Below are 26,554 nucleotides of genomic sequence, written 5' to 3'. Positions count from 1 at the left end.
CAAGGTCGAATCGACGAGTACCTGAGAAATGTACGCGAGCGGCCCATTGATAAGCTGCCGCTTGTCTTCCGCCCTCTCCGCTTTGGCCATAGCTGAATAGATTGCGAACGACCGTCGGCTGAATTTCGGCACGTCCGTCGTACCGCCAGAAGACACGATTACCGCGAGGTCATCGGGCATTGCACCGATAGGCAATGGCTCGCGTGAATGCGCTTGTGCAAGCTTGTCGAGCCGTGAAGACTCGACGCCCATACCCACGAACACAACACGCTCAGGCACTCCGGCGCGAACGAGGTGCGCCGTTTCTGCGAAAACAACCAGCAGTGTGGGCCGGATTCGAGCAACGAGCACCCCTTGATCGCCAACGTTGCGAAGCGCAGGTAAAAACGTCGTCGCAGCACCCAGAACGCTGGCCGCGTAGCGGATAGCAAGCGCGTCGGGACAATTGGGTGCGAGTAATGCAACGAGGCTACCCTTGCCTATGCCGAGCGATCCGAGTGCACGGGCGTAGCGAAATATCGCACTGCGTAACGCGTCGCCCGTGATGTCGGCACAACGATAGCGCAGCACCGCTTTATCCGATTGAATGCTCAATTGCTCGAGCAGAAGATCGATATAAAGCCGATCCGCTGTTTCGCCGTGACTTGTCATAACGACTCCTTCGGTTACTGAGTCTCGCTGCGCGTGCCACTGGGTTCATCGCGAGGGTTATGGCCGGATAGCCGAACAACCGGCAATGCGCGGGACAGCCGGTGCACATACCCATCGTATGAATTCAGAATTAGCTCAACGTTAACTGGCGAAGGCCGCTCTGCAACGAAAGGTCGACCCGAAGATGAACGCTGAGAGTGCACGTTACCAGTTACCAGCCCTGACGAGCGTCAAATTAATTCAGCGCTAACTCTGCGTGTTCAATATGGCTTCATCGAACCAGAGGAGGCGAACATCATGAAGCTCTTAAGAACCCTGCGCATCGCGTTGCCCGTAGGCTTAATCGCCGTTGCGCTTACCGGCTGCGCCGTAATTCCGCCGAATGGCCCGTCCGTCGTCGCGCTGCCGCCAAATGGCAAGCCGCTTGGCGTGTTCCAGCAGGAAGACTACACATGCCGGGACTACGCATTCCGCTCGGACAACGCCCCGGCACCATCCCACGACACAATACCGGACGGCGTGCGCAGCAGCGCAATCGGAACTGTGGGCGGAGCGGCCGCTGGCGCGCTGATCGGCGCCGCGGCGGGCGACGCCGGCATTGGCGCCGGGATCGGCGCGGGCGCGGGCCTGCTGTTTGGCAGTGCGGTAGGTGCAAACGGCGCGCAAGCGACTTCGGCCAGTCTACAGGCGCGATACGACGCCGCCTACGCTCAATGCATGGCCTCAAAGGGCAACCGTATTTCCCAACCGACCGTCTATACCACGGTCCCCGTCTACGCTCCGGCTCCTGTCGCCTACGCACCGGGCCCCGTCGTTTACGGCTACCCGCAACGCTTTGGTTACTGGACTTATTGACGGCTCCGGCCACCTCTCGTTTCTCTTCTCCGAGTGACGATGCGGCCATGGATCACGGCGAACGGAGCTATCGACATGAGCAGCGCCGGGGCGGTCATATTGTCTCGGTCATATGACTGGTCATCGCGCAATCGCGGACGCGTCCGCGCTCAATGCAGCGATGCGCGACCTCGGCGAGGACCAAGGCGATTGCAATTAGTCCCGCCCCAACGATACTGAGGTAGTGCCGATCCATGAACAGGAGCGCGAGTCCCCCGAGGACGCCCGAGCAGGCAAGTCCACCATAGGTGGCCGTGTTATTAAGGGCGAGCAGCAACGGTGCAACTCGCGGCGCAATTTTTACCAGCCGATGCTGTTGAGGCACGATCAATCCCCATCCGCACACGCCCCAAATAGCCAGCGCGATCATGGCACTCCCCGTATGAGCGGCGGTCCACGGGAGCGCACAGAAATTGATGACGGCAACGCACAGCGCCGCGTTAATGATGCTGCGACTCGGGAACCGATCGACGAGGTGGCCGGCCAGCACGTTTCCAACGGACGCAGCGATACCCCAGAACAGCAGCATGCCAGAAAGGACGCGTTCGTCACCGCCGGTCACCCTATCCAGCACAAGGCCGGCATAGGTATAGACCATCAGGAACCCGCCAAACGCGAACAGGGACGTAAGCAGGGTCAACGCAATGCGGATATCGCGAACGGGAGCCAATCTCTCGCGCAGCGTGACCTGTGCGGGCCGCGGCGCGGAGCGCAACATCGCCCACACGCCGAGCATTGCCACAAGCCCTAAAAGCGCGACGAACCAAAGGGTCGTTCTCCAGCTTCCCAGGCCTCCGATGAACATGCCGATCGGTGCGCCCAGCGCCGTAGCGCCGGTCAGACCTGCGGTGACCGTGGCGAGCGCACGCCCTCTCTTCTCCGGTGCCGCAAGCGCAGAGGCGACACCCAATGCGGTCGGAGCGAACAGGGCGGCGCCGAACCCTGCCAGTACGCGGCTCAAGAGAACCGTGTTCAGATCCGTTGCCAGCGCACTGATCACGTTACCCACGACGAAGATCCCGAGCGCCGACACGAGCAGAAGCTTGCGCGACCATCCGCCGGCCACGGCCGCCATCACCGGCGCCGCAACGGCATATGACAACGCGTACAGGGTGACCATCTGCCCGGCGAGGCTGACGGAGGTATGCAGCGATGTAGCGACGCCAGGCAGGATTCCGGCAACCACGAAGTTGTCCGTACCCATTGCGAACATACCCAGCGCAAGCATGAGTAATCGACGATCCATATGAACGACCTTTGTGTGACGTGATCAGGTTTTCGCTTCTGGAGGCTGCCCACAGAAATCGGGGCAGCCCCGCATGCCGTAGTACGCCCGGACTTCGCCCGCGTACTGAAGCACTAATGGCATAGACACAAGGATAGTCATCGTTGACCGCGTCTCAAATGACGTATATATAGGTGATTTAGGACATCGCGTAGGACGGCATATGCACAGAATCGGTTTCGTGGTGTTCCCCGATTTCTATCTGATGGGCTTTGCGGCAACCAGCGCTTTTGAACTCGCAAACCTTGTGCTCGGCGAAGCGGCCTATGAAGTAACGGCTCTTTCGGAAACGGGCGGACTGGTGCGGACCTCGTCAGGAATTCGGGTAGAGACGCAGCCTTTGAGCGACGCCATTTTCGATACGGTGATATTCGGTTCGGGTGTTGAAACCGACGTGACCTCCCCCGCACTGAGCGATTTCATCAATCGTTCGCTTAAGACATCGAGGCGTATCGCGGCTCCGTGCACCGGAGCCTTCATTCTGGCGGAAGCGGGCGTACTGGACGGCCGGCGCGCGACAACCCACTGGCGATTCGCGCGCGATCTACAACGCCGCTTTCCGAAAGTGATCGTCGATGAAGATCAGATCTTCATCGTGGACGGACCGATCTGGACATCGGCGGGTATGACCGCCACCATCGATATGGCGCTCGCCATGATCGAGAAGGATCACGGCAAGGATGTGTCGCGCACGGTCGCGCGCAAACTCGTCATCTACCATCAGCGCGCGGGCGGCCAGTCGCAGTTCTCCGCGTTGCTCGAACTGGAGCCGAAGTCCGACAGGATCCAAAAGGCCATCGACTACGCGAACGCCAATCTGCGCAACCCGTTGTCTGTGGAGGAACTCGCTGACATCGCAAGGCTGAGCCCGCGCCAGTTCAGTAGAGCCTTCAGCGCGGAGACCGGCCAGTCGCCTGCCAAGGCCGTCGAACACCTGCGCGTGGAGGCCGCGAGGCTAATGCTCGAGCAGGGGCGCCATTCGATGGATGTTATCGCCTATGAAGTCGGCTTTTCCGACCGGGAGCGCATGAGGCGCGCGTTCCTGCGCACACTCGGCCAGCCACCGCAGGCAATTCGGCGCTTCGGCAGGCAAAGTCGCCTACCAGCGGAGTAGGCCGACCCTTCTCCGACTCAAATCACGCGGCGTTAAGCCATTGCAGAATGCGTCGCCAGTCCTGCGGCGTCATGGTGTCGATCCAGTCGTCGTGATCGGCGGTGGGCAACAGCATGAGCCGGGCATGATCGTGTTCGCTGGCGAAACGTTGTGCATGCGCGACCGGAATCAACGCGTCCTGCTGCGCGCCGACGATGACGAGCGGCCCGTCGTAACGCGATACGGCTGCGACGGAATCAAAGCTGCAGTGCAGCATCCACTTCACCGGGAAGATCGGATACTTCTCCGCGGCCACATCGGCAAGCGAATCCCACGGCGTAATCAGCACGACGCCCGAGATCGCCGACTCGTTGCCCATCACCACTTGCGATGCCATGCCAGCGCCCAGCGATTCGCCCACCAGATAGACCGGCCCGCGCCATTGCGAGCGTGCCGCCAACAAGGCGTCACGTGATGCGGCGACCACCGCCTTCATGGTGCGCTCGCCGGGTCGCTTGCCGTGCCCCGGATACTCGACAATGACGACGCGATACCCGGCGCGCACAAATACATCGGCGAGCGGCAACTTGGTCTCCGCCGACTCTTCGTTGCCGTGATAGACGATGAACGTGCCACGGGGTTCGTGGTCCGTCGGCGTAACGACGTAACCCGCGTACCCGCCTTGTACTTTCCACACGTCGATGTTGTCGCCCGCGTCCGTGACCGTGCGCAGATCGACTGCGTCGGGCGTGGATGGAAGCAGCATGCTGTCCTGCATCAGATACAGCGCCAGCGCCCCGACCAGGTACGCGGCGACAGCGAAGCGTAGGGTATAGGTAAGTAGACGCATGCCGTGTCTCTCGCGGTCGACCACATGAACTTCCGCGCCAGTATCCCGAAGGTTGCGCGCCGAGGCGTTTGCGTTGGCGCGTGAGTTTCTGCTGCGTGGTCCGGTGACGGACTGCGCAGCACTCTATTTCAAAGGCTCGTTTGCGCGAGTGACATTCACTGCAGTTGCTGTGACGAATTCAGCGCTGACACTGTCCCCCACCTTCAGATCTGCTATCGATATGCCAGGACCCGCCCTGACCGTAACGGTTCTGAGCGGTCCTTGAAGCGTGACCAGGCGTGTCTTTTCGTCCACCTTCTGGACGGTGCCCGATACCTGTACTCTATGCGCCCATGCGGCAACTCCGTCGGAGGCGGGAAGGACTTGGGTGGAGTCAATCCGCTCGCGGATGCCGTTCGATTTCACTCTATCTGCGTGAATCAGCAGAGACTCCTGATAAGCAATCTGGACAACGTCGCCGATCTTCAACTTGCTTATGTCACCCACTTCCGGGTCTACCGTCACCTCGAAGGTTGGTCCGCCGACGCCCTGCAGCGTCGCAGTGCGCGATGTCACGTCAATGCCGATAACCGTCGCGGTGGTCTGGATCAGGGTAGCTACGCCTGCCGTGTGCGGCCCAACGGCGGCTACCTGCGTCGCACTCTGAGCGAATACGGGACGCGGGAGGGATGTCGTGGCCAGAACGACCAGGAAAAAAGCACTTGTCGAAGAAAGGCGGTCGGATAGGAGGCGCATTCGAATGCTCCGCTAGTTCAAGGTCAGCGCGAGAAAAACTCGATGGAAAACCCCACCGTCGCCATCGAGATTAGGCAGAAGCAGCGCTTGCAGCTCCGCACGTGAATATTCCAATCCACGCGAACCGGGAAACGCTCCAACGCATCTTCTCAGCAAGGATATTCACGATACGCTCAAGGCGATATTGGACCTTGGTCTAACTTGTCCTGCGGTCTATCATCCGGCGAGGCCATGCTGTAAGGCCATCAAGGCATTTGCTTGAGAATGGCGTCTAGCAGTCCATGGAATCGGGAGTCCAGTTCAGCACGTCGCAAAGTGTTTTGATGCACTGTTCCAGCGACACGTGTCTGAACGAGGCCAGCCTCGCGCAGTATGCGGAAGTGGTGGGACATGCTCGATTTGGGACGGTCACCGCCGAGCTCCCCGCAGGTGGCCTCCGTCACACGAGACAGATGCCGCAGGATGTCGAGGCGCACGCTGTCACTAAGAGCATAGAAGATCCGCTCAAGGGCGAAATCCTCAGGGGCGGGATGGTTATATATGCGCATCCGGCAGATGTTAAACGTTTCTGCGATACTAGGTAGTTCGATTTTTATCGAACTATCGAACGACCCTATTTACGGAACCCGCCTGATGTCCGCATTATTCGAACCCTACAAGCTCAAAGACGTCTCTTTGCGCAACCGCATCGCAATTCCGCCGATGTGCCAGTACGCCGCTGTGGACGGTCTGATCAACGATTGGCACCGTGTGCACCTCGCCGGCCTCGCACGCGGTGGCGCGGGGTTGGTGATCGTTGAAGCGACGGCCGTGTCGCCAGAGGGTCGCATTACTCCGGGCTGCACCGGGATCTGGAACGACGAGCAGGCACAGGCCTTCGTGCCGATCGTCGCTTCCATTAAGGCGGCCGGTGCCGTACCGGGCATCCAGATCGGCCACGCAGGGCGCAAGGCCAGCGCCAACCGGCCGTGGGAAGGTGACGACCATATCGCCGACGACGATGCGCGCGGCTGGCAGACCATTTCGCCCTCCGCCGTTGCCTTCGGCGCGCACCTGCCTAAAGTGCCACAGGCGATGACCCTCGACGACATCGCGCGCGTACGTGATGATTTCGTGGCGGCAGCCAAGCGTGCACGGGACGCCGGCTTCGAATGGCTGGAGTTGCACTTTGCTCACGGCTATCTCGGCCAGAGCTTTTTCTCGACGCACTCCAATCACCGCGACGACGCTTATGGCGGCAGCCTCGAGAACCGTAGCCGCTTCTTGCTGGAAACGTTAGCCGCCGTGCGCAAGGTGTGGCCCGAGCATCTGCCATTGACGGCCCGCTTCGGCGTGATCGAGTACGACGGGCGCGATGAGGAAACGCTCGCCGAGTCCATCGAACTGACGAAGAACTTCAAACGGGAAGGCCTGGATATGCTGAGCGTGAGCGTCGGCTTCTCCACGCCCGCAGCTAGCATTCCATGGGCGCCCGCGTTCCTCGCACCGATTGCCGAGCGCATACGTCGCGAGGCGCAGCTCCCGGTTTCATCGGCTTGGGGAATCGATACACCTGAACTGGCCGATCGCTCAGTCAAGGACAGCCAGCTCGATCTCGTGATGGTCGGACGCGCGCATCTTGCGGATCCCCACTGGCCGTATCATGCAGCGCGCAAGCTCGGCATCGAACGTCCTTCCTGGACACTTCCTGCGCCGTACGCGCATTGGCTCGAACGCTACGCAGTCAGCTGATTACAGCACCGCGCCACCATAAGCCGCGCCGCCTACCATCGATTCACTCCGATGTGGCGGCGCGGTGCCACTGCACGGGGTTCCACCCCGCGCCTCACCAGCCAAGCCCCCTCCCGACTCCCATCGAACTCGTACTTCGCCTACACCGGGGCGACAGTGACCCGTTCCGCAAAAAACTACTAAAGATTCTCCGAGCCGTGACGTAATTTATCTAGGGACTCTTTCGCGCTGAACAATCGCGAAAGAGTCCGTTTGCGATGCGCTCGGAAAACGCAGAACTGAATCAAACACGGGCACGGCATCGCGTTTCGGACATACACGCGGGGACCACATGAAAAGCATCTATCGAACCGTACTCCTTGCAGCGGGAGCTGCACTCGTCGCAACAGGCTGCGCATCCGGCCCTGCGTACAAGGAAATTTCTTCATCGATTCCAACGCTTTCGGCCAGTAACGGGCGCATCTATTTCTTCCGTGCGGACGCATTTGCCGGTGCAATGATTCAACCGGAAATCCGCCTTAACGACCAGGTCGTTGGCCGTTCAACTGCCGGCGGCTTCTTCTATTTGGATGAGCCTGCTGGCGCGTACACGGTATCAACCGCAACCGAGGTCACGAAGACCGTGACCTTCACGTTGCACACCGGGGAAACGAAGTACGTGCGTACCTCTATCAGCATGGGGGTGCTGGTCGGTCACATCACGCCAACGCTCGACGACCCGGAAACCGCGCCGCAAGAACTCGAAGGCCTCAAGTACACCGGCAAGCAAGCCAGCGCTGACGCTCAAAGCCCGGCGACGGACAAGAGCAAGCTTTAACCCTCCCTGGCATTTGTCATCGAGCAGATGCAGGCAGCAGTAAGACCTGACTGCCTGCCGCAGTCGGTCTCTCAAGTCCGCCTGACGTTACGGACTCCTCTGTAGACGGTCGGCGAAAACCCATTCGCTCGCGGAAGTCGCTCCAGGTCGCGCCAGCTACCGGTCTTACCTCTCCGCCTTGCCGTGCATTACCATAATCGTCTGCTGCATCAGTGCACAAAGAGTTTCATGGCCGTCCTTGACGGCGAACACTTCTGCCCGGGTAACAATTAGCGTACGGCCGGGGCGGACTACCTGCCCACGGGCGATCAGCGTTTCGCCGTCGGCCGGAGCGACCAAGTTCATCTTGTATTCGACGGTCAAAACCGAGGCGTCATCTGGCACCATGGTCATCGCAGCGTAACCGCCGGCTGTATCGGCAATCATGCCCACCACGCCACCATGTACAAAGCCGTGCTGTTGCTCGACGCCGTTCCAATGAGGCAGATGAATTTCGGTGCGGCCGTGCTCGATCACAGGCAAGGTCGCCTGGATAAGCGACATCGCATTCTGGCGCATGAAGCTGGCGCGGACGCGCTCAGCGAAGCGGGGGACGGGAGTATGTGCCATGGAAATCGATTGTATTGGTAAATTTCACGTAATGGTTCGGCTCGAGCGGCTGCCATACCGACGCTTGGCCTTAGTCGGAAGTCACCGTCGCCTTTTATTCAGCTTGGCTATGGCTATACGCCGCCAAAAATTCATCCGATGCGACCAGATCGGCTAGCGCGCGCAGCGTGCCCGCTGAATCGGGGCTCAAGACCGCTTCTATCCGCCGATTGACTGCCGCCCAGTGTTCCAGGGCCTCGCAAAGCCGCGCCTCGCCCGCAGTTGTCAACGCGCCGCGCTTGGTACGCTTGTCCAGCTCATCCGGCTGCAACGCGACGAGGCCATCACGCACAAGAGGCCTGAGCGCGTGAGTCAAGGCGGAGATCTGAATGGCAAGCTTTCCCGCCAGATCCTGCAGCGTGGGCGCTTGTCCGCTGTTTGCGGCTGCCCACCGCTGGATTTCCGCCAGCAGGCCCAATTGGGTCGCCTTCAGGCCTGAGGGAGCCAGCGCGTCGTCATACAGGTTGCCCAAGCGGCGCGCGGCACGCCGCACCGCGGTATTGGTACACACCAGCATTTCGTAGGCGTTTTTCTCTTCACCCGGGGCAGACGCCGATCCGCTTCGTTTCTTCATGTCATAACCGTTATTTTTCCAAGACATAAGAATGGTTGAGTACAGCACTATTGACAAGTGCCCAGCATAAACTATATTGTTGAGCCCTCAACAATAATGATTGAGCGCTCAACCTAACGCTGTGGAGAAACACAATGACTATTGGCAAAAAAACTGCCGTCGTAACCGGCGCATCTTCGGGCATAGGCGCTGTCTATGCCGACCGCCTGGCTGCACGCGGCTACGATTTGATCCTGGTGGCGCGGCGTGCGGACCGCCTGTCGGAACTGTCGCAAAAACTGTCGGAATTCTACGGCGTCACGGTCCAGGTGCTGGTGGCGGACCTTACGAAGGAAGCCGATCTTGCCAAGGTCGAAGACGTGTTGGCCAACGATCCCGCCGTGCGTCTCTTGGTCAACAACGCCGGCCTCGCGCGCTTGAGCCCTCTGGCGCAAGCGCCCGTGAGCGACTCGATGGCACAGGTGGCGCTCAACATCACGGCGCTGACGCGGCTGACCCACGCTGTGTTGCCCCGCTTCCTCGCCCGCAACGAAGGCGACATCATCAACGTCGCGTCAGTGCTGTCGGTCCATTCGTGGGATCTTAGCGCTGTCTATAGCGGCACCAAGGCCTATGTCCTGACATTCAGCCGGGGGCTCCAGGACGAACTGGCGAACACCGGTGTCAGGCTGCAGGTGGTGTTGCCTGCGACGACGGCAACGGAGATCTGGGATGAGTCGGGCGTGCCTCTGTCTGCGCTGCGCAAGGAAAGTGTGATGAGCACCGAGAACATGGTCGACGCGGCACTAGTCGGTTACGACCGGGGTGAGAGCCTCACCTGGCCGTCCGTGGCAGACGAAAGCCTGTGGGACAAGTATGACGCGGCTCGCGCTGCCCTGTTTGCCGCTACACAGACCGGCACGCCCGCTCCACGTTACCGCGAAGCGTGATATTCGTTTCATGGTTCACGACGATTTCCGCGTCGTCGAGCTTCGAGGGGTTCTAAGCTTCGGCGGTACGGTGCGGCTAGCCTTCTGACGCGTGACGATATACTTCGCTTTCTCTCATGAGTCACGCCGTTTCTGTGAATAATTGGCTACGTTGCCAGCCATGACGGCTACAAGTCAATCTTGTAGGCCACTTTCGAGGCAAACACGTTGAACGTGCCGCATCAAGTCCGAGACCTCCTCACTTCCTATTTCTGGAGCGGCGACGCCATCCGCAGCCGACGCGTGAGTGACATTGTGCTAACCGGCACGCTCAACGTGCCTGTGCCCTCCGCGCGTCTGCTTGCGGACTGGGAAAGAGAGATATCGTCGCACATGGTCCTGGAGGCCGGAGACGTCGAGGCTATGCCTCTCGCGCGAGCGCGAGCGCGCTGGCCGGATTACACGCGCTGTGTGCAAGCGGTGTCCGATTGGACCTGCGCGCTTGGACTGCCTGGAGTGCTGGCCTCCAGTGACGTGGCGCTCATGGCCTGCCACGGCGCGAGGTACCACCATGACGGTGGGCAGTACGGCAGTGCAGCCTTCTGCAATCTCTTCCTGAGCGAGGACCGAGATCTCGACTTGCATTTTCCCTCTATCGATTATCGTATCCCCCTGACCCGGGGCACGGTCGTGATATTCGATACTGGCCAGCCTCATGGCGTAATTCAACGCGGCAGCAGCGGTTTTAATGTAGCCGACTTCGCGCCCGGCCGCGATCGCACCCAAGTATTCCTGACCTGGGAGCTTCCCATCGAAGATACCCACGTTGCGCACGCACTCGGGGTTGCCTTCGATACCGATCCTTCGACCTCATTGCAATTGGATGAAGAGCAAATCTGGGCGAACGGCGCACGGGCCACCCTTTGCCCAGATTCTGGTCGGTGGTATCCGGTCGGCTAATCCTCAAGAGTCAAGGCCGCACCACCGCATCGGCGATGCACCGCCGACACGCTATCTGGTGCGATCGCGAGAAAATGGCATGCCAAAATGCCTCGCAAGCGCATCGACGACGTTTTCTGCCATTGCGCGACGTGTTTCATCGGTTGCCGAGCCGATATGCGGCGTCAAGACCAATCTAGGATCATCAATGAACTCTTGCGGGACGTCCGGTTCATTCTCGAAGACGTCCAGCGCAGCACCGGCAATCTTGTTGGCTTTCATTGCAGCGATGAGTGCCGCCTCGTCCACCACGGGGCCGCGCGATATGTTCACAATAAAACCGCGGGGCCCAAGCGCATTAAGCACATCGGCATTGACTAAATGATGAGTGGCAGGAGAAAGCGGGCACGTCAAAATGAGCATGTCGCAATCCTTCGCCAGTTTTATCAAGTCGTCATAGTAGGGAATGTCGACACTCTTGCGGCTTGGACCGTAATAAGCGAGTTGCGAGCCAAACGCTTGCAGTCGCTTCACGATAGCCGAACCGATGGTGCCCAGCCCCACGATGCCAACCTTCATGCGCGAGATCGACCGGCCAAGCGGATACTGTCCCCGTTCGGGCCACATGCCAGACCGCACAAATGCGTCTGCGCCCACCAGATCCCGGGTGAGCGCAAGTGCAAGCCCGATAGCCGTATTTGCAACGTCCTCGGCCAGAATACGAGAAGAATTTTCGATCTTGATGCCACGCGCCTTCGCCACTTCAACGTCAAGGTTATCAAGGCCCGCACTGTAACTCGCAATGATTTCGACAGCGGGCACGGCATCAAGAAACGCCGCATCGATCTTTGTTTTGCGCAACGCAATGCCACGCACAGAAGACCCATTTTTTTTGAGGAAACTTTGAATTTCCAGGGGATCCTCAGGTAACTCAAGAACATTGAACAGTTCTCTCAGCTCCACATTCGTCCACTCCGGCAACTCTGCCGCTTTCAAGACAATCGGTTTATTCATATCGCCTATAGCTCTAAATAAATATAAGTATTGCTAATCACCCTACTACGACCCGCTCGATCTTGCCCATGACCAGCAGATAGGTCAGAGCCGCAACCAGACAGTGCGCCGCGACAAAATAAAGACCCGCCGTATAGGATCCGGTCCCCTGAATGATGTAGCCGAAGACAATCGGCGTCACGATTCCGCCGATGTTGCCCACGCAATTGAATATTGCGCCGGCCAAGCCAACCGCTTCCCGAGGAGCGGTGTCACTGACAATGGCCCACGTGCCGGCGCCCGCAGCCGCCCCTTTGCCAAAAAATGCGAACGTCATAAAGAGCACGATCGCAATATTGCTTTCAGTAAAGGCCGCACAAATAAGGATGCACCCCGCCGCCATGCCCACAATATAGGGGGTCTTGCGCGCCCAGGAAACACTCCAGCCGCGACGTATCAGTGTGTCAGAGATTACGCCGCCCGCTATCCCGCCAAGAAATCCCGCAACGGCAGGTGCCATGGTGGCGAACCCCGCCTGCATGATGTTCATGCCGCGCGCTTGAACGAGATAAATGGGAAACCATGTGATGAAGAAATAGCTCAATGCGATAACGCAGTACTGCCCAATGTAGGCGCACCATAGCATTCGGTTCGTGAGCAGCACGCGCATTGTTTTCCAGGAAACCGCCGGACGAGATTTCAACTCTTGCGCGGAGTCGATATCGACCATCGCGCCGCCCTTCAAGATGTGTTCAAGTTCGCTGTCCGAGATACGGGGATGCTTGCGAGGCTCGTACATAAGAACCGCCCAAAACCCAGCCGCAGCGATTCCGATCAGACCGAGGGCGTAGAACGGGGCGGTCCAGTCGAACTTCGCTACCAGCCAGCCGGCAAAAGGCGAGAAGATCGCTACGGCGAAGTAGGAAGCCGATGCGAACAAGGAAGTGGCGAGACCGCGTTCGTCTTTCGGGAACCACATCACCGCCACCCGATTATTGGCGGGGAAACTGGGGGCTTCGATGAAACCAAGCGCGAATCGGAGGGTGAAGAGCATTCCGAGCGCAATCGATACGTCCGTTGTGATTTTGCCGACGAAGCCGACCAAAATCGTTGCGATAGACCAGAGAATGAGCGTGACACCGTACATGATCTTGGTGCCGAATCGGTCCAGCAAAAGTCCACCTGGAATTTGACCGATCACATAGGCCCAGCTAAACGCCGAGAGTATGTAGCCCAATTGAATATGATCGAGACCGAATGCCTTTGAAATACCGGGTCCTGCGATCGACAAGATGGCTCGATCCGCGTAGGCTACGGTGGCCAACAGCAATATCATGGCCAAGATGGTAAAACGCGTACGAGTGGCGGGACGTGATGCGGCAGCCGTATACGGCACGGTCTTTTCTGAAAACATTTAGATCTCCTCCTTTATATCCCTGAACAGCAGCAAACCTCGCGTCTGATATGACGCTGCAGCGGCTCATTCACGGTGCGCACCCTGCTGCCAAGATTGGCGAGGTGCGCACGCGTTATGATTCGCATAAACGCTGGCGTTAACTACAACGTCCGGTTGCCCTTAGGGTGATGTGTTTTTATGATTTATGTCTTGCATTAGACATATACGGCCTATAAGCGTCAACCTTGATTATGCAAATCAACGTGAAGAGCTGGATTACACAAGAAGAAGCGTGCGATGCCTTAGGCGTGCGCAAGCAGACCCTTTACGCCTATGTCAGCCGCGGTCAAATCGAAGTCCGCTGGGATCCTCAACACGTCAACCGAAAGCTCTATCGCGAATCGGATATCTCGGCGCTGCTCAAAAAGCGCAGCCTGGGGCGCGCACGAAAAAGCATTGCGGCAAGTACCATGGCATGGGGCGAACCCATCATATCGACGAGTATCTCCACGATCGTTCGGGGACGGCTTTACTATCGCGGCAAAGACGCGATCGAACTCAGCACGCATGCGACGATAGAGGAAGTCGCCCGGCTCCTATGGGATTCAGTGGAACTGCCTTACTTTCCGGCTTTCGAGCCCTTATCCGGCGTCGGCCCTGCCCGGACTCGCGTCTACGCGACGATGGGCATTGCTGCAGTCGAGGGCGAGGCGGCTTGCCCACCCGATGTCGGCAGCATGTGGGCCGAGGCCGCCAGACTCATCGGCCGGCTCGCCAGCAGCTTTGTCGAGCTTCCCGCGACCAGGGAGCCACTCCATATGCGCATTGCATGCGCCTGGAAATGCGAGCAGCACGCAGACCTCTTGCGACAGGCGCTGGTGCTGCTGGCCGATCAGGAGCTCACCAGTTCCACCTTTGCCGCGCGTATTGCCGCTTCTACCGGTTCCTCCCTGGGAGCATGCGCTTTGGCGGGCCTTGCAGCGCTATCCGGCCGCTTGCACGGCGATGCAACTGTCCAGGTACAAGCGCTCCTGGATGAGACGCGCCGACTGGGAACTGAGCATGGGGTGCAGGCCTGGCTGGCACGCGGCGCGGTGTTACCCGGATTTGGACATGAGCTTTATCCCCAGGGCGATCCGCGAGCGACTGCGCTTTTCGCCGCATTCGAGCCATCTGAAGATATTCGGGCCTTGATTGCCTATGTCGACCGTAGTACAGGTCTGAAGCCATCCATTGATGTGGCGCTTGTCGCCCTCGCGGAACACTGCCAACTGCCTGAGGGCGCGGCGTTTTCTCTCTTTGCTGTGGGACGATGTGTGGGCTGGATGGCCCATTGCATCGAACAAAGTATTAGCGGCAGTCTTCTGCGCCCTCGAGCTCACTATATCGGCCCGGAAGTCCTCGACTAGTCTTCCTCGTGCGGGGTTATTGCAGTTCCGACCATGCCCCGGGTGCTGGGTACCGCAGCGTTCAAGATTCTTACTAACCAGTTAACCTTGCAAGTTTGACTGCTTATATCTATCCTTGCCACACACTCAACCCAACAGCGTTTGAAAAATCATGCCGACCAAAACCTTCGAGCAAGCCGTCATCGATTTGATGCAGGCGGTAGGACTGCTCGTACGCCGTACCCGCAACGAATCCTATGCGAGTGAGCTCTCGATGACGGAGTCTGTCGTCATGTCGCGGCTGGCTAACGACGGGCCCGCCACTACGGCGGCACTCGCGCGTGCCGAAGGAATGAAGCCACAGTCGATGGGCGCCACAATTACGTCGCTTGAGGAAATGGGCATCGTCAAGCGCACGCAGCACGCCACCGACGGCCGCCAGATGCTTATCGAGTTGACACCGAAGGGTGTTCAGTTGCGCAAGAAGAGTCGCGAGGCGAAGCAGATGTGGCTATCGCAGGTGATCGCCGAACTCGACGAAGATGAGCGCGACACGCTGTTCAAGGCCACCGGGATCATCAAGCAGCTGGCCGAGAAGTGACCAAAATGCGGAGCCAGGGGGGCGAGAGCGCCAACGCATCTGGCGGGATCGATCCGTCTGTCTGGAAAGTGGCTCTCGTGGCTGTGATCGGGCCGTTCATGACGCAGCTCGATTCGACCGTGGTCAACGTTTCGCTCTCGACCATCAGCCACACACTTGACGCGTCGATTGCGACCGCGCAGTGGATCGTCAGCGGCTACCTGCTAGCAATGGCGCTGATGCTGCCGCTCAACGGCTGGCTCGTGGACCGCATTGGCGCGAAGCGTCTCTACATCATCGGCTTCTCGACATTCACATTCGCCTCGATTCTATGCGGGGCGTCCCGAACCATGGATGAGCTGATCTGTGCCCGCGTATTCCAGGGGCTGGTGGGCGGCGTGTTGGCACCCATGACACAGATGATGATTGCGCGTGTGGCGGGAAAAAACATGGCCCGTGTGATGGGCTATGCCGCCCTGCCTATCCTGCTGGGCCCCATCCTCGGTCCGGTATTGGCCGGGACGATCCTGGCGCACACCACGTGGTCCTGGCTGTTCTACCTCAACATACCGGTCGGCATTCTCGGTGTCGGGTTGGCTGTGTTGCTGCTTCCAGGCGATGCTATCTCTCTACAGAGGCGCCCGTTCGACTTCCTCGGCTTTGCGTTGATTTCACCTGGCCTCGTTGCTCTTATCTATGGGCTTCAATATGCGTCGCACGCAGAGGGACGATGGGTGCTGCTCGCGGGCGCCGTGTTTCTTGCGGGATTCTTGCGGCACTCGATACTCAAGGGCAGTTCAGCACTGATCGACGTGCGGATCTTTGCGGACCGGACCTTCTCTGTCGCCGCAGCCACGCAATTTTTCGCCAACGGCATGTTGTACGCCCGGCAACTCGTGGTTCCTTTGTACCTGATCGCCGGCTGTGGCTTGTCCGCCGCGCAAGCAGGTTGGCTCATCGCCTCGACGGGTGTCGGCATGATGTGCTCGTTTCCACTTCTGGGATTTTTGACCGAACGATATGGCTGCCGCTGGGTCTCGGCAGGAGGTGCGTTGCTGGCTTTCCTGAGCATGACCACGTTCCTCTGGATGATAGGGCGTCAGTTCTCGACTACGTGCGCCGTGGTCAGCCTGTTCCTGGCCGGGGCGGGTCAAGGAACGATCAGCATACCGTCCATATCGGCAGCGTATTCATCGATCCCGAAAGCGAGGATCGCCGTCGCGAACACCGCGTTGAATATTGCTCAAAGGGTCGGCGGTCCGGTTGCGACCACGCTCCTTGCAGTGTTCATCTCGTTGACGGTGCACAGCGCCAAGAACGCTCAGCCGGGGCAATTCTTTATGGCCTTTGTGATGCTCTGCTGCCTTCATTTGTTGGCTTTCGGGGCGGCAATACTCCTTCCGCTACGAATACATCGCGCGTGATCGCCGCCCCATCCTGCTGCTAGAGCTTCGACCCGTCATCGACTCACAGCGTGTCGCTCGCCACCCAACGCTGCGTGCTCCGAGCCTCGCAAGGCTGCGTCTGGAGAATGGTGTCGACGAGTGCCCCTTCATGGCCGAACCCGGTCGCAAAACGAATTTCCGTAGTCGCCTCTCAGCAGACGGTCAACGCGGGCTCTTCGACGGCTGCTAAGCAACCCAATCAGAAAAACGTCAAACCAGAATTTGCGATCCATTTACAAACTCATAGGGGAAGAGGGACGATGGGCCGTTCGAACCACGCTCAAGACCGACTCGTGGCCACTGAACCGAGCGACGAGTTGTGGTCCGCCAAATGACTGCGCGAAGTCGCATGCGCAGGCCAGCGCAAGCCAGTCAGCCGTGATCCCGCAACGGCCTACGCTGCGATCGAGGTCGTACTCCCCCGGTGCTTGGTGTTCCGACATCAGCACAATGCCGCTAGTGCGAACGGCACCGAGCAAAGCCTGTTTGCCCACAATGTCGAAGCCCGAATGCCACAGGTGCTGAATCGCACTAGCATCCGTGGTGCCCCATTGCAACGCGAATTTCAGGGTATCGGCGAGTGTCGAGACGGTGCCCAGCATAGGACGATGGATCTGGGCGATGGGCACCAGTCGGTTACGTCGTGCGACGTCTTCCGGCACCATAAGCAGCGCAACTCCAACCTCGGCGCTACCGTTAGGTGCGGGTTCGGAGACAAGATTGTGTAATTCGATCACCACCATCAACGTCGCGTGATCGCGCACCTCTCCCGCCGGTGCGTCAAGCCACGTGTCAAGTGACATCAAACCAAGTGGCTTGGGGTCGTTGACGATGGAGACCTCGCGTAGTGCGCGTTCGCTCCATGCGAATTGAAAACGCTCTTCAATCGGGACCGGCAAAGCAGGCGCAACAACGTGTAATTTCACGACGAGCGGTAGTTTCGCAGGTACACCTCCCGTATCCGCTATTGTCTGACGAGCATCTTTTGTTGGCGAAAGCTCTTTCCCTCCCGACGTTCACTGCCGCCGGCATGACACTGTTAAAACGCATGACGATGGTCGTTAACGACGGCGTAATTGAACACGTTTTCTATCCCGTATTTCCGCCCGATCAGAATGCGACCGAAGTGCTCGCGTGGCTGAAGACGCGTTGCGGTAAATGAGCGTCTAACTTCGAATCGGCGGCTCCCACAGAGCGGCCGGTTTATGATGAGCGCGCTGGGACGAACCTTTCCATCCGACTGTCGTCGCTGCAGCGCCGCTTCCACATTGGACAAGGAATTCTTTGCGATGAAAAAGGAACATCAAATGTCCCCCGGTTCGAAAACGTTTGTAACGCCCCTCGATTTGTACAGAGCAATCTCACGCGTATGGTCCGCAGACACGTCGAGCCCAACCAACGCCTGGTCACCATCGAATCCGGCGCAGAATCATTGCAGCGTCACCTCCCTCGTCGTACACGACTATTTCGGCGGTGAGATTCTCACGACGCTGACATCGGGTGGCACGCACTTCTACAATTTGATCGACGGGAAAGTGTGGGATCTGACCGTGAGCCAGTTCGCCGAACCTGTGCCGTATGACAACACGCCTTCCACTCGCGAAGCGGCATTGGCGGATACCTCGCAGGAAAAATACGCGCTTCTAACGTCGAGACTGAAAGGGAATAAATAGATAACGCCAATTGCACTCAGGATGTGACGCAATGCCTAGCGGTGCGGGCAGCCGACTTGCGATCATCGCTGTCGGCCGCGTCTGCGGCTTCGGGAAGAGCGATTGTTGACGATTTCGGTTCCACGACGAACTTCCGTAGGCGACCCGCTGCTGCCGCTCGGACGTTTGCCAGCGAAACGACCGCTTCCGGAGCGTAACGGCCGTTCCGATCGTTATCGCAAGGCCCCGATCGATCTGCATCGAAGCGCTTCGAGGAAGCGCCATCCTCGCCTTTTGGCGAGGCATTTTCCCCTATAATCGAGCGATCAAGCCCTCTAAGCGCTATGCACCGGCACGACCTGCACGTTGTGGCGCGTCATTCCTTAAATGGAAGTTGAATTTCAATGAATCCACAATTTGTCGGTGTTACGGGGCTGCCACGCGCAGGCTCGACGTTACTATGCCAGTTACTCGCACAGCATCCGGAAATTCACTGCGAAGGCCAGAGTTCTCCACTGTGCAATACCCTGCTCGGATTGCGGCGCATGGTCAGCGATGACACCTTCTTTCTCTCTCAGCTCGACAATGCATTCGAGCGTAGCTACGCGCATCTCACATCCGCGATGCAAGGATTCTTACGAGGTTGGTATCACGACTGCACAACGCCCGTTGTGGTCGACAAGAATCGCGCTTGGCTTCATACGATCGAGATGCTGCTGCATTTGGAGCCGGACGCCAAACTGATTGTGTGCGTGCGCGAGCTAGGACAAATCTACGGCTCGATCGAGGCGCAGCACCAGCGCACCATCTTGATCGATTTCCTCGATCACCTGGCGGATTTCGACCGGTTCGGCCGCGCCGATATGTTATTTGCCAAGGATAGGACGATCGGAGCGCCGCTGGTTTCGCTAAGTGCAGTGCCGGACTTACCCAAGGCCGTAAGGGAGCGACTATATGTCCTGCGCTTCGAGGATTTGATAGCGCAACCGGTTGCCTGCATGTCGCACATCTATGGTTGGCTCGGCGTGACGCCACTACAGATCGATCCGGAACAGCTCACCGTGGGTATTCAGGAAAGCGACAGCCACTATCGCATGAAATTCTCGCATCAACAGCACACCCGTATTGCGCCGCCCAAACATCACGACATTGCACCGCGTATCCAAGCGCAAGTCGAGAGTGCTTATGCGTGGTTCTATCAACAGTATTACCCTGCCAAACAGCCCTCCGCCAACTGACTCGCACCGACGGAAACCCCACACCCGATTGTTAAAACCCCTTGCTCAATAGCAGCCAGGCGTGCAACGTGGAGCGATCGCTGATCTGTGCCGGTGTAGCACCAACCGGTACGGCCAGCGAAAAGCTGGCGGCCAACTGATCCGGGCCGCTCCAGTTCAGGCCGATCCCGGCACCGGCCAGATTCGCAGTATTGGCGCCCGTTGAGAACGTGGCACGATTCACCTCTAAATGGGCTGCGTCGAAAAAAGCAATCGCCTGCCACTGGCCATGCCACGATTGTGCAAGGGTATGCCGGTACTCGCTCGTCAACGTATAACCCACATCGCCCGAGATGATGCCGTTGTCATAGGCTCGCACTGAGTTCGGGCCACCCACCACGAGTTGCTGTGAGGCATCCAGATTGCCCGAGGCCCATTGGCCGTTCAGGTTGAAATACAAAGCATCGTAGTCCCCCAGACTCTGGAAACGTACCAGATTCACACCGAGCTTGGAGAAGTCGCCCTGCGTGTGCGTGGTAACCGCATCGATGGCCTGCGTCGCCGCGTCATTGAAGCCGACATGGCCATAAGTCCAGCCTACATTCCAGGCGGTGACTGCGCCCGCCAGCATGCCGTCGCGCACATTGCCCGATACGCTCCCGGTCAGATTGTCCAGATGACGATCATTCTGAATGCCGACGGCTTGAATATTGTCATTCAGTTGTAGGTGGTCGTATTCCAGCTGGCCATAGAGATTCAAGCCGAGGCTACGGATCAGCGGCTGCTTGAGCCACAGGCTGGCGACCTGGGCGCTACCTGTGGCATCGAGAGCCGACAGCGCGCCCTTGAGCCTGTAGTCCAACGTCGAATAAGCGCCGCCCAGGCGCGTACCGTTGCCATTGAGCAGCGCGTCATAGGACAGACGCCCATATGTCAGGCCGTTGCCCGCTGTCAGGCCATTGACACTGAGCACATCACCTTGATGCAGCAAATCGAAGACATTCGCGTTCGCCCCCACTCGTGTGCGACCGGTATAAGCATCGCCACCGTTGTCCACGGTGACGCTGCCGGTCGCCATCGGTGTCGATCTGGCGTTGACTTGCAAGTCAGAGGTGCCGGCTTGCCCCCCGGTCTTCATGGTCGCATCAATGGCCAGCCCCGGGATATCCGCAAGCAACAGCAGGCAGCGATTCAACTCGTCCTGACTGACTACCTCACCGCTGTACAACTTATCGAGCGTAGCCTGCAGCAAACGATCGCTGACGCGGCTGCGATTGTTCAGCGTGATCTTGCCGTAACGCGCCTCGATCACCTCGATACGCACCACCCCGGCTTGCATGGTCTGCGCCGGGATGATGGCGCGCGCCAGCGGAAAGCCGTGGGCGCGGTAGTAGGCGGTGATGCGCGCGGCCAGCTCGCCGATCTGCGTCAGGTTCAGGTCTCGGCCTTCTGCATCGGTGACGAGTGCGTGCAGGGTCGGCGCATCGATTTTGCTGTTGCCGACGATCTCGATGTGTTCGATGCGGATTGCTATGCTGGCCGGCAACGCGCTGGATGGGGGCTGCTGGATGTGCAGCCCGGTATCGTTGGAAGGCGGCGCGAGCGGCGTGACCGGTTCTACCTGTTGCAGGACAGTGCCGGCGCCAGGGATAACCGGACCGGCGGCGCGTGCGGGCAATGTCGGCAAGACGCCGATGCACAGCATCGCGATCAACAATGGCAAGCGTAACGGTCTTGGCGCCAGAGACGCCTGCGACAAAATGGATTGTTTCAAGACAAACTCTTTTTATGGGTAGTCGTCGACCGGCTAACTGCCACTGTCGCTCTGGATTTGTAGCGTGGATCCGTTGCCTCCCAAATTGATGGTGACGACGCCCCCGGCAGCGGCACCATTAGTCTGGCTAGGTAAAGTGTCGGAAGAATTCGCTTGATTGCTGCGGCTTTGGTCGGACAGGACCGATGCCACCACCTGCCCAGCTGTAGTCGATGCACTCAATGCCACCCCCTGCCCAGCTGTAGTCGATGCACTCGACCCCACCCCCTGCCCAGCCGTAGTCGATGCACTCGACCCCGTACCCGTCGTCGTATTGGTATTCGTCGTGGACTGCACGGGGTTGATCGACAAACTGCCGTTGACAAAGGTGATCATGTAGCCCTGCTGACCGGTGGAATAGAAACCACTCGGTGTAATAGCATAACTACCGATATTCACTGCGCCCTGCGCCGAGCCGCCATAACTCAGTGTTCCTAACAATAAGGACAAGTCAGGCGTAACAGAATATGTGACGCCGTTATTGCCGCTATACGCTGTGCCGTCGTATTGCTTGCTCACGCTGTTTGCAGTGATCGTCAACGGTTTCAGGAAAGCCTGCAACAGTGGCGTGGTGAAGCCGTTATACATGAACCATGTCGACCCCGCGCCATTGCCGGCCCCGGGGAAATCCCAACCAGGATTAACACCGCCGTTGCCGCTGTGGTCGGTCACGGAGGATGTGCCGGTCGCGCTGGTGAAGTTGGCTGAATTCTCCATCGCCGCCGTATTCATGCCCCATACGGTACCGCCGACATCGGCCGCGCCGCCAATGCCGGTTAGCCCAGGATTCGCGTCACTGGCATAGAAGCTGTTTTGGACCAACGAAGTATCTGATGAGCCTACCAGTGCACCAGTACTGGCGCTGGTAGTGCCAGTGACGGCGCCGGTGGCGTAACTATTATTGATCAACGCGACACCGACCGTCTCGATTGAGTTCTGTCCCACTAGCCCACCGACGTTGGTGCTCCCACTCACGGCGCCGGTTGCATAGCTGTTGTCGATCGTACCGGTGTTCCACCCAATCAGGCCGCCGACTTTATCGGTACCGAAAACAGCCCCCGTGGCGTAGCTATTACTGATCTGGGCATTGTTGAACCCTGCCAGGCCGCCGACGATTGTGCCTGAGATGACGCCATAAGCGAAAATCAAATTGCCGGTAGCATAACTATTGCCGATCGCGCCAGTGTTTAATCCCACTAAGCCGCCCAAATCTCCCGACCCGGACACGGTACCCGTAGCATAGCTGTGGTCGATTGAGGCCAATTGATTGCCATACCCGACAAGGCCACCGGTGGCTATCCCGCGGCTAAATACAGTGCCAGTAGCATAGCTGTTGCTGATGGTGCCAGCGAAGTTGCTTCCCACCAATCCGCCTGCATCCTCGGTGGAGAGGACGTTGCCGATGGCGTAGCTGTTCTGGACTGCATTGAAGTTGGAGCCCACCAGACCGCCAACGCCGCAAGTGTTGCCACACAAATTGTTTCCGCCTCTGACGGAAACGTTGGCGTAACTATTGGCGACGGTGCCTTGGCTTGAGCCGACCAGCCCGCCGACTTCATTGATGCCGCTGACAGCGCCTGTCGCGTAGCTATTACTGACAATGCCTTTGACCAAGATACCGCCAATGACCTGACCATAATTATTCCCGACCAGTGCACCGTCGAACATCCCGCCAGAGACGCTGGCGTTAACCATCCCGACATTGCGCACCGTGCCTAAGTTGACGCCAAACAGGCCGACGCTATAGTTTCCAGAGCTAATGGCGACACCACCTATGGTATGCCCCAGCCCATCAAAAACGCCCAGGAAATTCGAGATCGGATTAAATCCTGTGCCACCGTTCCAGGACGCTGTGGCGCTGGCATCGATGTTGCTGCCCAGCGCGTAGTAGCCGCTCTGGTTATTTTGGATGCCTTGCAAGCTGTCGGTACCCGTATCGCCCGCGACGCCGACACCCGAGCCTGGCGTTACATCGGAGATGACGGTGTAGTTATTGCCGTTGACCGTCAGCAGACCGGTGCCGCCAGCCGCAGTGACGCCCGCATCTGAATAGAAATTCACCGCACCCGCAAAGCCACCGGCATTCGGAAGGAGGTTGACGTTGACTGTGCTGGGATTAGTGCTGGTGACCGGCCCGGTATTCATGGTCAGCGGTGCGCGCCAGAAGGCATTCACCGCAGCCCCGATATTGATGTCGTTACCGGCATTCAAGACCAGCGCGCCGGTAGTGGTGGCGTTACCTGGCGTGCCGCTAACGCCCCAGGTGATCGGCGCATTGATATTAATGTTGTTGGCGGCATTCAACGTCAGGGTATTGCTGCTGGCGTTGGCGCTGTTAGAACTCCAGTTGACGGCGTCGTTGACATTGATGTCACCCGCGCCACTACCCGTCGTATGGACGGTGTCGATGGTCATGTTGGTGAGACCCAGCTCGGCCGACAATGCTGCGCCGGTGATGTTGCCACCGCTGGCGGCGACGGTAAAGTCGGTCGGATCGATCAACCACGAGCCCATCAATCCTTGCGGTGCCTGCGTGTTGATGACGGCGCCCTTGGCAACGTTTACCGTGGCTGCGCTCGTTTCAATCGCACCGCCGTTGCCACCGTTAGTCGCCGAGGCATCGAGCGTGCCACCGACGTTCACGGAGCCGGCTTCCATGCCGCCTAGCAGCGTGATAACGCCATTGTGATTTTGAATCGTGCGCGCTTCGATGGTACCGGTGTTGTTGACCACGGACGCCAGCAGCGAATTTGCCGCGCCAGCCGTCATCATCACCAAGCCACCATCGGCCTGTATCAGACCGCCATTTTTCGCCAGTGTGGCCAGTACGCTCTGGTCGACTTGCATGTGTACCAGGCTGTTGCCACTGAACGTCAGGGTGATGTTGCTCCCTGCACCCAGCGCAACCGTGCCTAGGCGAGCGATGATCGTGCCTTCGTTGCGCACCGAGCCGCCCAGCAACGCGATGTAGCCGCCGTCGGCGGCAGTGAGCGTACCTTTATTGACAACGCTGCCAGTCGCGGTCGAATCGCTCGTAAACGTTGCGCTGCCGTTCATAAAGGCGTTGGCATCCATGCGCATTGTCGAGGCCACCAGACCACCGACATTGACTTGGGAGTCGGCACCGAACACGACACCGTTCGGATTGAGGATGTAGACCTGGCCGTTGGCGCTCAGACTGCCCATAAAGATACTGGGGCTGGTGCCGGTGATACGGTTCAGGGCAATAGCGGACGCATTCGGTTGATTGAATACCAGGGCTTCGTTCGACGCGGTCGACAATTTGGTCCAGTCAATCACCGCGCGCTGGCTGGTCTGATTGATGGTGGTCGTCGTCCCGACCGTTGCCACTGTAGCAGTGCCATTGCCGGCGGCAATCGAGGCATTGGAGGCGTTGGCCGCGTAGGCCGGCGGCGACAGGGAGAATACAACTGCGGTTACTGAGAGCGAGGCTGCAGTCAGCTTACGAACACGGCTTTTGCTTTTGGCTTTGCCACAGGCTGTTTCCGCCACAGCGACCCAGCTATTGGCGACACGACTCCACACAAGACGATAGATATGATTCATTTAGCCATCAGTCTCATGTGGACCTATTATTTTTGGTAACGAATTATATCTGCATAAGAATTAAAAATATCGAAATCGCTGTTTTTTGCAAAATTTCTTTTTTTAAAGCAGTGCCTAAGAAATTTTGTTGAATGGAGAACACCAGTTTATGCTGAGATAAATCTGGCCGAATTTCGGATTTGATAGATATGACGTCAATGAGACGGGAGTTTTCGTCCGATTTAGGATCTCCGGCGATACCTTGCGGCCTTGAGCACCCGATGGATGTCCGGTCCATTGCAAGTTGGCGTGGAGTGTCTGCTTTTTGGCACGAAGCAGCCGCTTGAACGGCCCCATGACTGCGATGGCGACAGGCTGCTCATGGCCGTTTGCAGACGGATCTCGACCATGCCCGTTCGACCCGCTGCAGACGCTGGACCAGACACCATCTGATCGGCAGCTTCCACAGCGCAGCGGCCATTCATGTCGTTGAGTCGCGTGGCAGTTCATCCGCCATCGCGGAGATACGTGCTTTCGCCACTGCAGGTGTGTGCGAATGTCGACGGAAACCTCATCCACGTTTCTGCCGAAATAACCTGATCAGGTGTTGTTCCTTGCCTACCGAACACCTAGTGACCCCAGGTTGTTCTGTCCAATTCTTTTTCCGGCGATCCGCTCACAAGGCTTAGCCTTGCGAGCGGAATACAGTCAACGCCCTCAGTCTCCGAGCTTCGCAGCAGCAGTCTTCAGCGCTGACGTATCAATTCCCTGAGCGCTTGCAAAGCTGATGATGTGACTCGTAGCGCCGCCGAACGACGAAATCAGCGCTGGCGCCTCCTGCGCTACATAAAGCAGGCTGCCCAGCTTGAACAGTACCGTCGGATCAGTCGTGTGCGTGAGCGACTGGGCGGCGCCTGCCGCCTTTTGCGCCGCAGCGACCATACCAACGGAGCCTTGACCATACGGCAACAGCGACGTCGCGAACTTCGCCTTGCTATCGCTGCTCAAAGCCTCGCCCTTCGCCATCTTGTCCGCGATTGCTTTGTTGACCGAGAGGCTGCTCTCTACGAATTTCGCCGTATCGTCCTTACCTGTGAGGTTACCGGCAGAAAGCTTGTCCGCGTTGCTCTTCGCGATGGCGGCCTGCTCCTTCAAATCCAGTGCATCCGCCATGATGCTCTGCGCATTGGACAGATTAAGAAGCGATGCGGACATCGTCACCAACAGGTCTGACTGCTGTTTCGTGAGCGAACCGACGTCCACACTCGTACTGGAGCCGCCGCTACCGCCAATACCAGGGATCGACGGGAGGCCGAATGCCATCGAAGGCGCGGCATAGATTGCGGCCGAAATCAATACAACCGCTGTGGAAATGACTCGTAGCTTCATGAATTCTCCT

At 58.6% G+C, this 26,554-nt stretch carries 25 protein-coding genes; 12 read left to right on the top strand and 13 right to left on the bottom strand.

From position 1 onward, the window contains the following. Window positions 1-651 (bottom strand): AMP-binding protein (locus GSQ77_RS25275; protein ID WP_158905955.1); only part of this gene is annotated, 651 nt, incomplete at its 3' end. A gap of 297 nt (window positions 652-948) precedes the next feature. On the opposite strand from GSQ77_RS25275, the gene GSQ77_RS25270 reads away from it, so the two are divergent. Further along, a complete protein-coding gene (locus tag GSQ77_RS25270) occupies window positions 949-1,506 on the top strand; it encodes a glycine zipper family protein (protein ID WP_158905953.1) in 558 nt (185 codons plus the stop codon). A gap of 94 nt (window positions 1,507-1,600) precedes the next feature. Here the strand turns inward: GSQ77_RS25270 and GSQ77_RS25265 are convergent, their stop codons facing one another. Continuing rightward, complete coding sequence (locus GSQ77_RS25265; RefSeq protein WP_158905951.1) at window positions 1,601-2,791, bottom strand: MFS transporter; 1,191 nt, start codon at window positions 2,789-2,791, stop codon at window positions 1,601-1,603. 202 nt (window positions 2,792-2,993) lie between these two features. On the opposite strand from GSQ77_RS25265, the gene GSQ77_RS25260 reads away from it, so the two are divergent. After that, window positions 2,994-3,944: a GlxA family transcriptional regulator gene (locus GSQ77_RS25260; RefSeq protein ID WP_158905949.1), complete on the top strand. Its 951-nt coding sequence runs from the start codon at window positions 2,994-2,996 to the stop codon at window positions 3,942-3,944. A gap of 22 nt (window positions 3,945-3,966) precedes the next feature. On the opposite strand, the gene GSQ77_RS25255 is transcribed toward GSQ77_RS25260, so the two are convergent. The 3 genes from GSQ77_RS25255 to GSQ77_RS25245 form a co-directional block, all read right to left on the bottom strand. Continuing rightward, entirely contained in the window at window positions 3,967-4,773 is an 807-nt protein-coding gene (locus tag GSQ77_RS25255) for an alpha/beta hydrolase (protein ID WP_158905947.1), read from the bottom strand. 123 nt (window positions 4,774-4,896) lie between these two features. Beyond that, window positions 4,897-5,508: a hypothetical protein gene (locus GSQ77_RS25250; protein ID WP_158905945.1), complete on the bottom strand. Its 612-nt coding sequence runs from the start codon at window positions 5,506-5,508 to the stop codon at window positions 4,897-4,899. Window positions 5,509-5,753: 245 nt separating this feature from the next. After that, window positions 5,754-6,056 (bottom strand): helix-turn-helix transcriptional regulator, encoded by a 303-nt coding sequence (locus GSQ77_RS25245; RefSeq protein ID WP_158905943.1) that lies wholly within the window; start codon window positions 6,054-6,056, stop codon window positions 5,754-5,756. 85 nt (window positions 6,057-6,141) lie between these two features. On the opposite strand from GSQ77_RS25245, the gene GSQ77_RS25240 reads away from it, so the two are divergent. Continuing rightward, on the top strand, window positions 6,142-7,239 hold the full coding sequence (locus GSQ77_RS25240) for an NADH:flavin oxidoreductase/NADH oxidase (RefSeq protein ID WP_158905941.1): 1,098 nt from the start codon (window positions 6,142-6,144) through the stop codon (window positions 7,237-7,239). A 331-nt stretch (window positions 7,240-7,570) separates the two neighbouring features. After that, a complete protein-coding gene (locus tag GSQ77_RS25235) occupies window positions 7,571-8,056 on the top strand; it encodes a DUF2846 domain-containing protein (RefSeq protein ID WP_158905939.1) in 486 nt (161 codons plus the stop codon). Between the two features lie 165 nt (window positions 8,057-8,221). On the opposite strand, the gene GSQ77_RS25230 is transcribed toward GSQ77_RS25235, so the two are convergent. Together GSQ77_RS25230 and GSQ77_RS25225 are read right to left on the bottom strand one after the other, a co-directional pair. Beyond that, a complete protein-coding gene (locus tag GSQ77_RS25230; protein ID WP_158905937.1) occupies window positions 8,222-8,665 on the bottom strand; it encodes a PaaI family thioesterase in 444 nt (147 codons plus the stop codon). 94 nt (window positions 8,666-8,759) lie between these two features. Beyond that, complete coding sequence (locus GSQ77_RS25225) at window positions 8,760-9,278, bottom strand: MarR family winged helix-turn-helix transcriptional regulator (RefSeq protein WP_158905935.1); 519 nt, start codon at window positions 9,276-9,278, stop codon at window positions 8,760-8,762. A 134-nt stretch (window positions 9,279-9,412) separates the two neighbouring features. On the opposite strand from GSQ77_RS25225, the gene GSQ77_RS25220 reads away from it, so the two are divergent. After that, window positions 9,413-10,207 (top strand): SDR family oxidoreductase, encoded by a 795-nt coding sequence (locus tag GSQ77_RS25220; protein WP_158905933.1) that lies wholly within the window; start codon window positions 9,413-9,415, stop codon window positions 10,205-10,207. A 207-nt stretch (window positions 10,208-10,414) separates the two neighbouring features. Then, a complete protein-coding gene (locus GSQ77_RS25215) occupies window positions 10,415-11,146 on the top strand; it encodes a hypothetical protein (RefSeq protein WP_158905931.1) in 732 nt (243 codons plus the stop codon). Window positions 11,147-11,197: 51 nt separating this feature from the next. On the opposite strand, the gene GSQ77_RS25210 is transcribed toward GSQ77_RS25215, so the two are convergent. Both GSQ77_RS25210 and GSQ77_RS25205 read right to left on the bottom strand, forming a co-directional pair. After that, on the bottom strand, window positions 11,198-12,139 hold the full coding sequence (locus tag GSQ77_RS25210) for a 2-hydroxyacid dehydrogenase (RefSeq protein WP_158905929.1): 942 nt from the start codon (window positions 12,137-12,139) through the stop codon (window positions 11,198-11,200). 37 nt (window positions 12,140-12,176) lie between these two features. Further along, the gene (locus tag GSQ77_RS25205; RefSeq protein ID WP_158905927.1) at window positions 12,177-13,532 is read right to left on the bottom strand and encodes an MFS transporter; all 1,356 of its coding nucleotides are present in this window, start codon (window positions 13,530-13,532) and stop codon (window positions 12,177-12,179) included. A 233-nt stretch (window positions 13,533-13,765) separates the two neighbouring features. On the opposite strand from GSQ77_RS25205, the gene GSQ77_RS25200 reads away from it, so the two are divergent. The 3 genes from GSQ77_RS25200 (at window position 13,766) to GSQ77_RS25190 (ending at window position 16,906) form a co-directional block, all read left to right on the top strand. Further along, complete coding sequence (locus GSQ77_RS25200; RefSeq protein ID WP_254067782.1) at window positions 13,766-14,923, top strand: citrate synthase family protein; 1,158 nt, start codon at window positions 13,766-13,768, stop codon at window positions 14,921-14,923. A 151-nt stretch (window positions 14,924-15,074) separates the two neighbouring features. Further along, on the top strand, window positions 15,075-15,503 hold the full coding sequence (locus GSQ77_RS25195; protein ID WP_158905925.1) for a MarR family winged helix-turn-helix transcriptional regulator: 429 nt from the start codon (window positions 15,075-15,077) through the stop codon (window positions 15,501-15,503). A 5-nt stretch (window positions 15,504-15,508) separates the two neighbouring features. Continuing rightward, complete coding sequence (locus tag GSQ77_RS25190; RefSeq protein WP_254067781.1) at window positions 15,509-16,906, top strand: DHA2 family efflux MFS transporter permease subunit; 1,398 nt, start codon at window positions 15,509-15,511, stop codon at window positions 16,904-16,906. Between the two features lie 254 nt (window positions 16,907-17,160). Here the strand turns inward: GSQ77_RS25190 and GSQ77_RS25185 are convergent, their stop codons facing one another. After that, window positions 17,161-17,853 (bottom strand): hypothetical protein, encoded by a 693-nt coding sequence (locus GSQ77_RS25185; RefSeq protein ID WP_174246465.1) that lies wholly within the window; start codon window positions 17,851-17,853, stop codon window positions 17,161-17,163. Between GSQ77_RS25185 and GSQ77_RS25180 the strand changes: the two genes are divergently transcribed. The 3 genes from GSQ77_RS25180 (at window position 17,790) to GSQ77_RS25170 (ending at window position 19,817) form a co-directional block, all read left to right on the top strand. Continuing rightward, the gene (locus GSQ77_RS25180; RefSeq protein ID WP_158905919.1) at window positions 17,790-18,089 is read left to right on the top strand and encodes a redoxin family protein; all 300 of its coding nucleotides are present in this window, start codon (window positions 17,790-17,792) and stop codon (window positions 18,087-18,089) included. The genes GSQ77_RS25185 and GSQ77_RS25180 overlap by 64 nt on opposite strands. A 127-nt stretch (window positions 18,090-18,216) precedes the next feature. Beyond that, window positions 18,217-18,600: a hypothetical protein gene (locus GSQ77_RS25175; protein WP_254067780.1), complete on the top strand. Its 384-nt coding sequence runs from the start codon at window positions 18,217-18,219 to the stop codon at window positions 18,598-18,600. Window positions 18,601-18,983: 383 nt separating this feature from the next. Continuing rightward, entirely contained in the window at window positions 18,984-19,817 is an 834-nt protein-coding gene (locus GSQ77_RS25170; RefSeq protein WP_158905917.1) for a sulfotransferase, read from the top strand. 31 nt (window positions 19,818-19,848) lie between these two features. Here GSQ77_RS25170 and GSQ77_RS25165 read toward each other — a convergent pair whose 3' ends face one another. From GSQ77_RS25165 to GSQ77_RS25155, 3 genes are all read right to left on the bottom strand, one after another. Then, the gene (locus GSQ77_RS25165; RefSeq protein WP_158905915.1) at window positions 19,849-21,570 is read right to left on the bottom strand and encodes a ShlB/FhaC/HecB family hemolysin secretion/activation protein; all 1,722 of its coding nucleotides are present in this window, start codon (window positions 21,568-21,570) and stop codon (window positions 19,849-19,851) included. Window positions 21,571-21,603: 33 nt separating this feature from the next. Then, window positions 21,604-25,176, bottom strand: coding sequence for a filamentous hemagglutinin N-terminal domain-containing protein (locus tag GSQ77_RS25160; RefSeq protein ID WP_158905913.1), 3,573 nt, complete (start codon window positions 25,174-25,176; stop codon window positions 21,604-21,606). Window positions 25,177-25,872: 696 nt separating this feature from the next. After that, the gene (locus tag GSQ77_RS25155) at window positions 25,873-26,544 is read right to left on the bottom strand and encodes a hypothetical protein (RefSeq protein WP_158905911.1); all 672 of its coding nucleotides are present in this window, start codon (window positions 26,542-26,544) and stop codon (window positions 25,873-25,875) included. Between the last annotated feature and the right edge of the window lie 10 nt (window positions 26,545-26,554).

Origin of the sequence: Burkholderia sp. L27(2015) (assembly GCF_009765705.1) — a bacterium.
In the GTDB taxonomy this organism is placed as follows: Bacteria; Pseudomonadota; Gammaproteobacteria; order Burkholderiales; family Burkholderiaceae; genus LMUX01.
This window is presented reverse-complemented; position numbering and strand designations above follow the sequence as displayed.

Excerpts from the sequence above, each read along its gene's own strand:
- GSQ77_RS25230 (WP_158905937.1), bottom strand. The coding sequence starts at position 8,665 with ATGGCACATACTCCCGTCCCCCGCTTCGCTGAGCGCGTCCGCGCCAGC.
- GSQ77_RS25220 (WP_158905933.1), top strand. The coding sequence starts at position 9,413 with ATGACTATTGGCAAAAAAACTGCCGTCGTAACCGGCGCATCTTCGGGC.
- GSQ77_RS25200 (WP_254067782.1), top strand. The coding sequence starts at position 13,766 with ATGCAAATCAACGTGAAGAGCTGGATTACACAAGAAGAAGCGTGCGAT.
- GSQ77_RS25180 (WP_158905919.1), top strand. The coding sequence starts at position 17,790 with ATGCGAATTGAAAACGCTCTTCAATCGGGACCGGCAAAGCAGGCGCAA.
- GSQ77_RS25255 (WP_158905947.1), bottom strand. The coding sequence starts at position 4,773 with ATGCGTCTACTTACCTATACCCTACGCTTCGCTGTCGCCGCGTACCTG.
- GSQ77_RS25210 (WP_158905929.1), bottom strand. The coding sequence starts at position 12,139 with ATGAATAAACCGATTGTCTTGAAAGCGGCAGAGTTGCCGGAGTGGACG.
- GSQ77_RS25225 (WP_158905935.1), bottom strand. The coding sequence starts at position 9,278 with ATGAAGAAACGAAGCGGATCGGCGTCTGCCCCGGGTGAAGAGAAAAAC.
- GSQ77_RS25265 (WP_158905951.1), bottom strand. The coding sequence starts at position 2,791 with ATGGATCGTCGATTACTCATGCTTGCGCTGGGTATGTTCGCAATGGGT.
- GSQ77_RS25270 (WP_158905953.1), top strand. The coding sequence starts at position 949 with ATGAAGCTCTTAAGAACCCTGCGCATCGCGTTGCCCGTAGGCTTAATC.
- GSQ77_RS25250 (WP_158905945.1), bottom strand. The coding sequence starts at position 5,508 with ATGCGCCTCCTATCCGACCGCCTTTCTTCGACAAGTGCTTTTTTCCTG.
- GSQ77_RS25195 (WP_158905925.1), top strand. The coding sequence starts at position 15,075 with ATGCCGACCAAAACCTTCGAGCAAGCCGTCATCGATTTGATGCAGGCG.
- GSQ77_RS25175 (WP_254067780.1), top strand. The coding sequence starts at position 18,217 with ATGAAAAAGGAACATCAAATGTCCCCCGGTTCGAAAACGTTTGTAACG.
- GSQ77_RS25205 (WP_158905927.1), bottom strand. The coding sequence starts at position 13,532 with ATGTTTTCAGAAAAGACCGTGCCGTATACGGCTGCCGCATCACGTCCC.
- GSQ77_RS25170 (WP_158905917.1), top strand. The coding sequence starts at position 18,984 with ATGAATCCACAATTTGTCGGTGTTACGGGGCTGCCACGCGCAGGCTCG.
- GSQ77_RS25240 (WP_158905941.1), top strand. The coding sequence starts at position 6,142 with ATGTCCGCATTATTCGAACCCTACAAGCTCAAAGACGTCTCTTTGCGC.
- GSQ77_RS25235 (WP_158905939.1), top strand. The coding sequence starts at position 7,571 with ATGAAAAGCATCTATCGAACCGTACTCCTTGCAGCGGGAGCTGCACTC.
- GSQ77_RS25260 (WP_158905949.1), top strand. The coding sequence starts at position 2,994 with ATGCACAGAATCGGTTTCGTGGTGTTCCCCGATTTCTATCTGATGGGC.
- GSQ77_RS25245 (WP_158905943.1), bottom strand. The coding sequence starts at position 6,056 with ATGCGCATATATAACCATCCCGCCCCTGAGGATTTCGCCCTTGAGCGG.
- GSQ77_RS25155 (WP_158905911.1), bottom strand. The coding sequence starts at position 26,544 with ATGAAGCTACGAGTCATTTCCACAGCGGTTGTATTGATTTCGGCCGCA.
- GSQ77_RS25160 (WP_158905913.1), bottom strand. The coding sequence starts at position 25,176 with ATGAATCATATCTATCGTCTTGTGTGGAGTCGTGTCGCCAATAGCTGG.
- GSQ77_RS25190 (WP_254067781.1), top strand. The coding sequence starts at position 15,509 with ATGCGGAGCCAGGGGGGCGAGAGCGCCAACGCATCTGGCGGGATCGAT.